This window comes from Streptomyces sp. NPDC054849 (assembly GCF_053610945.1).
On sequence record NZ_JBSGZI010000043.1, the window covers coordinates 51366 to 59041 of the forward strand.

At 70.3% G+C, this 7676-nt stretch carries 9 protein-coding genes and 2 tRNA genes; 10 read left to right on the top strand and 1 reads right to left on the bottom strand.

Annotated elements, in window-relative coordinates; translation table 11 throughout:
* Positions 1-47 precede the first annotated feature (47 nt).
* Both ACWGIF_RS20110 and ACWGIF_RS20115 read left to right on the top strand, forming a co-directional pair.
* Complete coding sequence (locus ACWGIF_RS20110; protein WP_453499158.1) at positions 48-602, top strand: SCO2584 family spore wall biosynthesis protein; 555 nt, start codon at positions 48-50, stop codon at positions 600-602.
* 68 nt (positions 603-670) lie between these two features.
* Complete coding sequence (locus tag ACWGIF_RS20115; RefSeq protein WP_453499160.1) at positions 671-1816, top strand: SCO2583 family membrane protein; 1146 nt, start codon at positions 671-673, stop codon at positions 1814-1816.
* Here the strand turns inward: ACWGIF_RS20115 and ACWGIF_RS20120 are convergent.
* Positions 1800-2888 carry a M48 family metallopeptidase gene (locus ACWGIF_RS20120; RefSeq protein WP_453499162.1) on the bottom strand — a complete coding sequence of 363 codons (1089 nt, stop codon included), beginning with the start codon at positions 2886-2888 and terminating at the stop codon, positions 1800-1802. The two genes, ACWGIF_RS20115 and ACWGIF_RS20120, sit on opposite strands and share 17 nt — an antisense overlap.
* Positions 2889-3029: 141 nt before the next feature.
* On the opposite strand from ACWGIF_RS20120, the gene ACWGIF_RS20125 reads away from it, so the two are divergent.
* The 8 genes from ACWGIF_RS20125 to ACWGIF_RS20160 all read left to right on the top strand — a co-directional run bounded on the left by ACWGIF_RS20125 (position 3030) and on the right by ACWGIF_RS20160 (position 7597).
* Positions 3030-3197 (top strand): hypothetical protein, encoded by a 168-nt coding sequence (locus ACWGIF_RS20125; protein WP_453499164.1) that lies wholly within the window; start codon positions 3030-3032, stop codon positions 3195-3197.
* Positions 3198-3252: 55 nt separating this feature from the next.
* Positions 3253-3870: a nicotinate-nucleotide adenylyltransferase gene (gene nadD, locus ACWGIF_RS20130; RefSeq protein WP_453499166.1), complete on the top strand. Its 618-nt coding sequence runs from the start codon at positions 3253-3255 to the stop codon at positions 3868-3870.
* A gap of 24 nt (positions 3871-3894) precedes the next feature.
* Positions 3895-5592, top strand: a complete 1698-nt coding sequence (locus ACWGIF_RS20135; RefSeq protein WP_453499168.1) for an LCP family protein — start codon at positions 3895-3897, stop codon at positions 5590-5592.
* A gap of 118 nt (positions 5593-5710) precedes the next feature.
* Entirely contained in the window at positions 5711-6157 is a 447-nt protein-coding gene (gene rsfS, locus ACWGIF_RS20140; protein WP_030008628.1) for a ribosome silencing factor, read from the top strand.
* On the top strand, positions 6154-6810 hold the full coding sequence (locus tag ACWGIF_RS20145) for a histidine phosphatase family protein (protein WP_453499170.1): 657 nt from the start codon (positions 6154-6156) through the stop codon (positions 6808-6810). The genes rsfS and ACWGIF_RS20145 overlap by 4 nt, the downstream gene beginning before the upstream one ends.
* Before the next feature lie 133 nt (positions 6811-6943).
* Positions 6944-7016 (top strand) — tRNA-Ala (locus ACWGIF_RS20150).
* Positions 7017-7159: 143 nt separating this feature from the next.
* Positions 7160-7393, top strand: a complete 234-nt coding sequence (locus ACWGIF_RS20155; RefSeq protein WP_008738908.1) for a hypothetical protein — start codon at positions 7160-7162, stop codon at positions 7391-7393.
* Between the two features lie 131 nt (positions 7394-7524).
* Positions 7525-7597: transfer RNA gene (locus tag ACWGIF_RS20160), tRNA-Ala, on the top strand.
* Positions 7598-7676: the final 79 nt, after the last annotated feature.

The window sequence follows — 7676 nt, forward strand, 5'->3', positions numbered from 1 at the left end:
CAGCGCACACCCTGCCCAAAGGCGCGCCTCAGGTCTAGGCTGTTCCTGTGCCGGACGACGTGGGGGGCAAGCCGTTCCCGGACGACGGGGAGCCCGACGACGACCGCGGAGGCGCGGATCACGACTTCGCCTCCGTGGTGTTCGACGAGGACTTCGTCCGGAACGCCGAGATCCATGAACCGAGCGCCGCGGAGCGCCAGAGGGCGGCCGACCGGGCGCGCGCGGAGGCGGAAGCCGCCCGTGCCGTCGCCGGTGGCTGGACGGCCGACGACGACTACGACGGATACGGCTACGGCCGCTCCGACGGGTACGACGGCGACGAACACGACTGGGACGACCACGACCGCCACGGCTGCCCCGACGGCCCGTACGGGGCCTACGGCGGCAGTCTGCGCCCCTACCGTGGCCGCGCACCATGGCTGCGCCCGGTCGCCTGGGTACTCGCCTTCGTGATGGGCCTCGGCATGGTCGCGCTCGCCTTCAGCGCCGTGTACCGCAGCGCCTCGGGGGAGGCGGACCCGGCCCCGGCGCCCGCCAGCACCCCCAGGGGTGAAGTCACGGGCGTCGGCGCGTTTACGCACCCCTCCGTCCGCCAACCCTGAAGGTACGACCCCGCTCGCCTACCGTGGAGTCGGGGGCTTCTCTGAAGCGGGGACAGCGGGGAGAAGCGATGGCCGTGCCTGGAGACCCACCCGACGGCACCCCCGAGGGCATCGGCGGGGGTGACGACGAATTCCGGTCGGACGAGTACCGATCGGTGGTGTTCGACGAGGACTTCGTGAGGGCTGCCCGGCTCCAGGAGTTCTCGGCACAAGAGCGCATGGGCGAGCACGCCCCCGCCGTGCGCAGCCGCTCACTCTGGTCGAGCGGCGGACCCGGTTCGGGGACCAGCACCCCCGGGCGGGGCGCCCGGCAGGGCATGCTGCTCGTGCTGCTCATCGCCACGGCCTTCGCCGTCGCCGTCTACATGGGGCTGCGCAATCCCTACGTCCCCCCGCCCGGGGGCCCCGCGCAGGCGCTCACCGCCACCGTCGTTCCGCTCGCGCCGACCACCACCGTGCCCGGCGGGCGGCCCGCCGATCTGTACGCGCAGAGCCCCGCCGCCGACTACCGGGTCGGCGCGGCCGGGATCACCCTGCCCGCCGTGCGCCGCACGCACCACTTCACCGACGTCCAGGTCGTCACCGCGCTGTCCATCGCCAAGGACTACCTGGTGCAGTCCTCGCTGGACCCCGACGTCCTGGCGGGGACGGCCACCCGGCCGGTGAGGGTCCTGCTCGATCCCGACCAGCTCGAGCAGTTCGACCGCAGCATGACCTCGCCCTCCCGCGACGGCCGCCACGAGGCCACCGGCTGGCTGGTCCGCTTCGACCCGGCCACCGCGGTCGTGGCCGACTCCCGCGTCCGGGTGAGCGGGAGCCTCGCCTTCGCGGAGGTGGCACCGGACGTGCTGGAGGTGATCACCGACCACACCTTCGTGTACGCCGTGCGGTCGGCCACCGGAGCCCCGGCCGCGGTCGACGGCGCCTCGCTCTTCACCGTCCGGCGCGAGCTGCGGCTGCGCTTCGACCGCGAGGACCTGGGAGCCCGGCGGCTGGAGCTGGCCGCGGCCTATGTGCTGGCCGGGCCCCAGGACTGCTCCAGCGACCCGGCCGGAGGCTTCCGCCCGGTGCCGGCCGGAGCAGGCCCCACCACGGTGGGCCCGGCCGCGAGCGATCCGTACGCCAGCGGCCAGCCGCGGCGCACGGCCGGGCTGTGCGGCGTGATGGCGACGCCCGCGACCCCGCAGGCCGCTCCCGTCAGCCCTGCTCCGTAGCCCCGCCCTTGTCCGCGGATCCGGCAGCCGCAGCGGATCCGCTGCCGGCACCGGCGCCCGTGAACTTCTCGCGGAGCTTGCCGCCCAGGTCGTTCGCCCCGCCCGCGATGTCGCCCACCAGCTTCATCAGGGGGTCCTTGCTGGTGCGCACCGAGTCGGCGTAGTGCGCGGCGGACTGCCGGAAGGAGTCGGTCACCGAGGTGTCCTTGTCGTCCTCGCGCCGCGCGTAGTGGCCGTCCATGATCCGCTGGTGGTCGCGGCTCTCCGACCACTTCTTCAGCTCGGCCGCCCGCACCGTGGTGAAGGGGTGCGTCCGGGGCAGCATGTTCAGGATCTTCAGCACGGAGTCGCGCAGATCGCCGCTCGACTCGTACTCCTCGGCCTGGGCCAGGAAGGCGTCCACGTTCATCTCGTGGAGGTGGTTGCCGCCCGCGATCTTCATCAGCCCCCGCATCGAGGCGTGCACGTCCTGACCGACCAGCAGCCCGGCCCGGTCCGCCGAGAGCTCCGACTTGCGGAACCACTCCCGCAGCGCGGCCACGATCGTCATGATCGCCACATTGCCGAGCGGGATCCACGCGACCTTCATCGCCAGATTGGTCAGGAAGAGCAGGATCGTGCGGTAGACGGCGTGACCCGACAGTGCGTGACCCACCTCGTGGCCCACCACCGCCCGCATCTCCTCCTCGTCGAGCAGCTCGACGAGGCTCGTGGTCACCACGATGATCGGCTCGTCCAGCCCGATGCACATGGCATTGGGCTTCGGGTCCTGCTGCACGTACATCTGGGGGACCTTCTCCAGGTCCAGGATGTAACAGGCGTCACGGAGCATCGCGTACAGGTGCGGGAACTGCGTCTCGCCCACCCGCACCGAGTCCGACAGGAACAGCAGCCGCAGGCTGCGCTCCGGAAGCAGCCCGCTCATGGCCTTGAACACCGTGTCGAAGCCGCTCAGCCTGCGCAGTGCCACGAGCGCGGAGCGGTCCGCCGGATGCTCGTACGCCCGCGAGGAAATGCCGGGGAACCTCCTGCGGTCCCGCGCCGGCACCTTCTCGAACCCTGTCTCCGTCATGTGCGCCCTCCCCTGGGATAGACCTCTTGACCGTGCGTCTATCCTCTCCAACGCCTGAGTCGGCGTGAGCGTGCCCCAGGCCCCCGCATACGATGTGAGCGAAGTCTCCGCCCGCTCCCCGACTCGATAGGTACCTGCCTGATGAGCCTCTCCTCCACCGCCCACAACCTGGTCGTCCTCGCCTCGGAGGGGGCCGGGCAGCACGGCGGCAACCACGACAGCCTGAATCCCTACCTGACCGGCGGCGCCGCGTTCGTCATCCTGATGCTGATGCTCTGGGTCACCACGCGCCTGAACCGCGACCGCTGATCGCGCTGAACCCGCCGAGGCCGCCGCGTCCGCCGGGCCAGTAGGCTCTGCGCTCATGGGAGAGCAGGAGATGCCTACCGGTCCGGTCAAGCGCCGGCTCGGCGTGATGGGCGGGACATTCGACCCGATCCACCACGGACACCTGGTGGCCGCCAGCGAGGTGGCCGCCCTTTTCCACCTCGACGAGGTGGTGTTCGTGCCGACCGGCGAGCCGTGGCAGAAGTCCCAGCGGGCCGTCTCGCCCGCCGAGGACCGCTACCTGATGACGGTCATCGCCACGGCCTCGAACCCCCAGTTCTCGGTGAGCCGCATCGACATCGACCGCGGCGGGCCGACGTACACCATCGACACCCTGCGGGACCTGAAGGCGCTGAACGACGACGCCGACCTGTTCTTCATCACGGGTGCGGACGCGCTCGCACAGATCCTGACCTGGCGAAACGCCGACGAGCTCTTCTCGCTCGCCCATTTCATCGGAGTCACCCGGCCGGGCCACGTGCTCACCGACGACGGACTTCCCGAGGGGGGCGTCTCCCTGGTCGAGGTCCCCGCGCTGGCGATCTCGTCCACAGACTGCCGTGCAAGGGTCGCCCAGGGGGATCCTGTCTGGTACTTGGTGCCGGACGGCGTGGTGCGCTACATCGACAAGCGTGAGCTGTACCGGGGAGCCTGAGCTTCCGGAGAGAGGGGCCCCGCGGTGAACGACCGACAGGATCAGTACGGCCGGTACGATCCGAACGCCGCCCACGAGCAGCAGCTCATCGGCTACGACGCGTACGGGCGGCCGGTGTACGGCCAGGTGCCCGCACAGCCGGCTCCGCCCGCCCCCCAGTACGAGCAGCAGCAGTACGGCTACGACTACCAGGGATACGACCAGCAGCCGCAGCAGTACTACCCGCAGCAGCCGGCCGCCCAGGAGTACGGGCAGCAGCAGTACCCGCAGGCGCCTGCCTACGGGTACGAGACGCAGCAGACGCAGCAGGTCCAGCAGCCCCAGCAGACCCGGCAACAGCAGCAGTGGATCCCGCAGCAGGCCGCTCCGGAGCCCCCGGCCCCCCCGGCCCGTGGCGGGCAGCCGTCCGCACAGGTCCCCGAGCCGCGCCGGTCCGACGGCGAGCCCGAGGCGGGCCGGGACTACCGCACCGAGATGTTCGCCTTCATCGACCAGCCGGACGAGGACTCCGAGGACGTCATCGACTGGCTCAAGTTCACCGAGAGCCGGACCGAGCGCCGCGAGGAGGCCCGCCGCCGCGGCCGCAACCGGGTGGTGGCGCTGATGGTCGCCCTCGCCGTGTTCGCCGTCGCCGGCCTCGGCTACCTCTGGTACGCGGGCAAGCTGCCGTTCCTCGACGGCCCCCGCGAGACGAAGGCCACCTCGGCCGTCGACGCCGGGGCGCAGAAGCGGGACATGATCGTCGTCCACGTGCACAACACGAAGAAGGGCGGCTCCTCCTCGGCGCTGCTCGTCGACAACGTCACGACCAAGCAGGGCGCCACCGTCCTGCTGCCCAACAGCCTCGGCGTCACCCACCAGGACGGGACGGCGACCGGGCTCGGCAAGGCGGTGGAGGAGGGCAGCCTCGGCACCCGCGAGGCCCTCGACTCCGTGCTCGGCACCCACATCGGCGGCACCTGGCGCCTGGACACCCCCTTCCTGGAGAACCTGGTCGAACTGGTCGGCGGCATCGAGGTCGACACCGACACCTCAGTCCCGGCCGACGACGCGGCCAAGACCCCGGCCGTGGCCCAGGGCCAGAAGCAGAGCCTCAGCGGCCCGATGGCCGTCGCCTACGCCACGCACCGCGGCCAGGGAGAACCGGAGGCCAAGCAGCTGGAGCGGATGGGCAAGGTGCTCCACGCGGTGCTGCGCAAGGTGCCGAGCGACCCGAAGGCGGCGGCCGTGACCGTCGAGAGCATCGGCCAGATCCTCGATCCGGCCCTGAACGCCCAGACCCTCGGAGCCCTGCTGTCCCGGCTGGGCCAGCACGCCAAGGTGGGCGCGTACCGCACCGACGTCATCACGGTGAAGCCGGACGGCACCCTCACCGACGACGCCAACAAGAAGGTCGTCAAGGAGGTGCTGGGCGGCTCCGTCGCCGAGGCGCAGCCCGGAGCAGCCCCGCGCGTCGGACTCAAGGACGCCACGGGTGACGAGAAGACGCAGGTCTCGGCGAAGGCGGCGCTCATGAACGGCGGCTACACCTTCGTGGACGGCGGCAAGGCCGACAAGACCGCGGCCGCCTCGCAGATCACCTACCAGGACGACGCCCAGCGGGACCGCGCGATCGAGGTCGCCAAGACGCTGGGGCTGCCCGAGACGGTCGTGAAGAAGGGCGAGAACGCTGTGAACGCGGAGGTCGTGGTGATCCTGGGCAAGGACTACAAGGCGTCCTGACCGGCTCCGGACCGGCCCTGAGACGTGCTGTCGCCCGCGCGGAACGTTCCGCGCGGGCGGTGTCGGCGGTACATGAGACCCTTGTAAGGATCTGCCCGCCAACCCGAAAGCATGGCCAGTGACCGCCACGGACCGCTCCATCGAGCTCATCACCGCCGCCGCCCAGGCCGCGGCCGACCGGCTCGCGCACGACATCATCGCGTACGACGTCAGCGACGTGCTGTCGATCACCGACGCCTTCCTGCTCGCCTCGGCGCCCAACGACCGCCAGGTCAAGTCGATCGTCGACGAGATCGAGGAGCGCCTGCTGAAGGAGCTCGGGGCCAAGCCGGTGCGCCGGGAGGGCGACCGCGACGCCCGCTGGATCCTGCTCGACTACGTCGACATCGTCGTCCACGTCCAGCACAGCGAGGAGCGGGTCTTCTACGCGCTGGAGCGCCTGTGGAAGGACTGCCCCGAGATCGAGCTCCCCGAGGACGCCAAGCTCACCATCGGCAAGGCCGAGGAGCACGCCAAGCTGCGTGAGGCGGCGGGCGACGACGAGCTGGACGGTGATCTGTTCTGAGCGCGAGCAACTCGGGCAAGTCCAGCAGGAAGATCGTCCTCTGGCGGCACGGCCAGACCTCGTGGAACCTGGAGCGGCGCTTCCAGGGTTCCACGGACATCGAGCTGACCGAGGCGGGTGTGGTGCAGGCGCGCCGCTCCGCGCGGTTGCTCGCCTCGCTGAAGCCGGATGCCATCGTGGCCTCCGATCTGCGTCGCGCCGCCGCCACGGCGGCCGAGCTGGCCGCCGTCACGGGGCTTTCCGTGGAGCACGACGCGGCGCTGCGCGAGACGTACGCCGGCGAGTGGCAGGGCCTCACGCACGACGAGATCCTCGCGAAGTACGGCGAGCAGTACGCGGCGTGGAAGCGCGGCGAACCGGTCCGCCGTGGCGGCGGTGAGCTGGAGACCGAGGTCGCCGACCGCGCCGCACCCGTGGTGCTGGAGCACGCCGGCCGGCTGCCGCAGAACGGCACGCTCGTCGTGGTCAGCCACGGCGGCACCATCCGTACGACGATCGGGCGCCTGCTGGGCCTGGAGGCGTACTCCTGGGAGGCCCTGGGCGGGCTTTCCAACTGCTGCTGGTCCGTCCTCGGCGAGGGCGCGCGCGGCTGGCGTCTGATGGAGCACAACGCCGGCACGCTGCCGGAACCGGTGCTCGGCGACGACGACTGAGCAGCTCCCCGCCGCTCCCCGCCGCTCCCTGCCGGGGCCGCCAGCCGGATTTCACTTTCCGGCCGGTCGCAGGCTAGAGTTCTTCTTGTTCGCAGCGCAGAACACCGGAGACGGGGGGAGCGCAGCGGAGAGCGGGGCTATAGCTCAGTTGGTAGAGCGCCTGCATGGCATGCAGGAGGTCAGGAGTTCAATTCTCCTTAGCTCCACAATCAGGATCCCGTCCCCAACAGGGGACGGGATCCTTGTCTTTGTGCCCTTTGCGTTTGCTGACCTGGCCCGCACCGGCATGGCAGAATCGGACCGCCGGAGGGGGTCACGACGGCCCGACGCGGGAGGGAGTCGCTGACGGATGGGTGCACACCGGCGCCGGTGCGACTGGTGCAACAACGGCACGCCGATCGTGCGGGACATGGACCCGGTCAACCCCGACTACCAGTACTGGTGCGAGGAATGCGCGCGGGCGCTGATCATAAAGGGCGACCCGATCGAGACGTACCGGGAGCTGGAAGGGGAGCCGATCTATGGTCGGCTGCTCGACGAGCACTGCACGCTCAAGCGGTTCTATCAGTTCGCTAGAGCCTGACAAGTTGGATTAAATCGGACATGGCCCACAGTCGGTGGAAACCGATTTTTGGACCAGGGCCATGACCGTGTAATGTTTGGGACGTCGCCAAGGGGAACCGGCAAGGGAGACCGAAGCGGCAAGCAGAACAAGGGGCTATAGCTCAGTTGGTAGAGCGCCTGCATGGCATGCAGGAGGTCAGGAGTTCAATTCTCCTTAGCTCCACAGTGAAGAAGCGGGCCACCCGGATCGGGTGGGCCCCGTATAGTTGTTGCCGATTGTCGCCGACCCCGCGTGCCGGTCT

Bases quoted from the DNA above. Each gene is read 5' to 3' on its own strand.
- ACWGIF_RS20115 (WP_453499160.1), top strand. From the start codon at position 671: ATGGCCGTGCCTGGAGACCCACCCGACGGCACCCCCGAGGGCATCGGC.
- ACWGIF_RS20120 (WP_453499162.1), bottom strand. From the start codon at position 2,888: ATGACGGAGACAGGGTTCGAGAAGGTGCCGGCGCGGGACCGCAGGAGG.
- ACWGIF_RS20125 (WP_453499164.1), top strand. From the start codon at position 3,030: ATGAGCCTCTCCTCCACCGCCCACAACCTGGTCGTCCTCGCCTCGGAG.
- nadD (WP_453499166.1), top strand. From the start codon at position 3,253: ATGGGAGAGCAGGAGATGCCTACCGGTCCGGTCAAGCGCCGGCTCGGC.
- ACWGIF_RS20155 (WP_008738908.1), top strand. From the start codon at position 7,160: ATGGGTGCACACCGGCGCCGGTGCGACTGGTGCAACAACGGCACGCCG.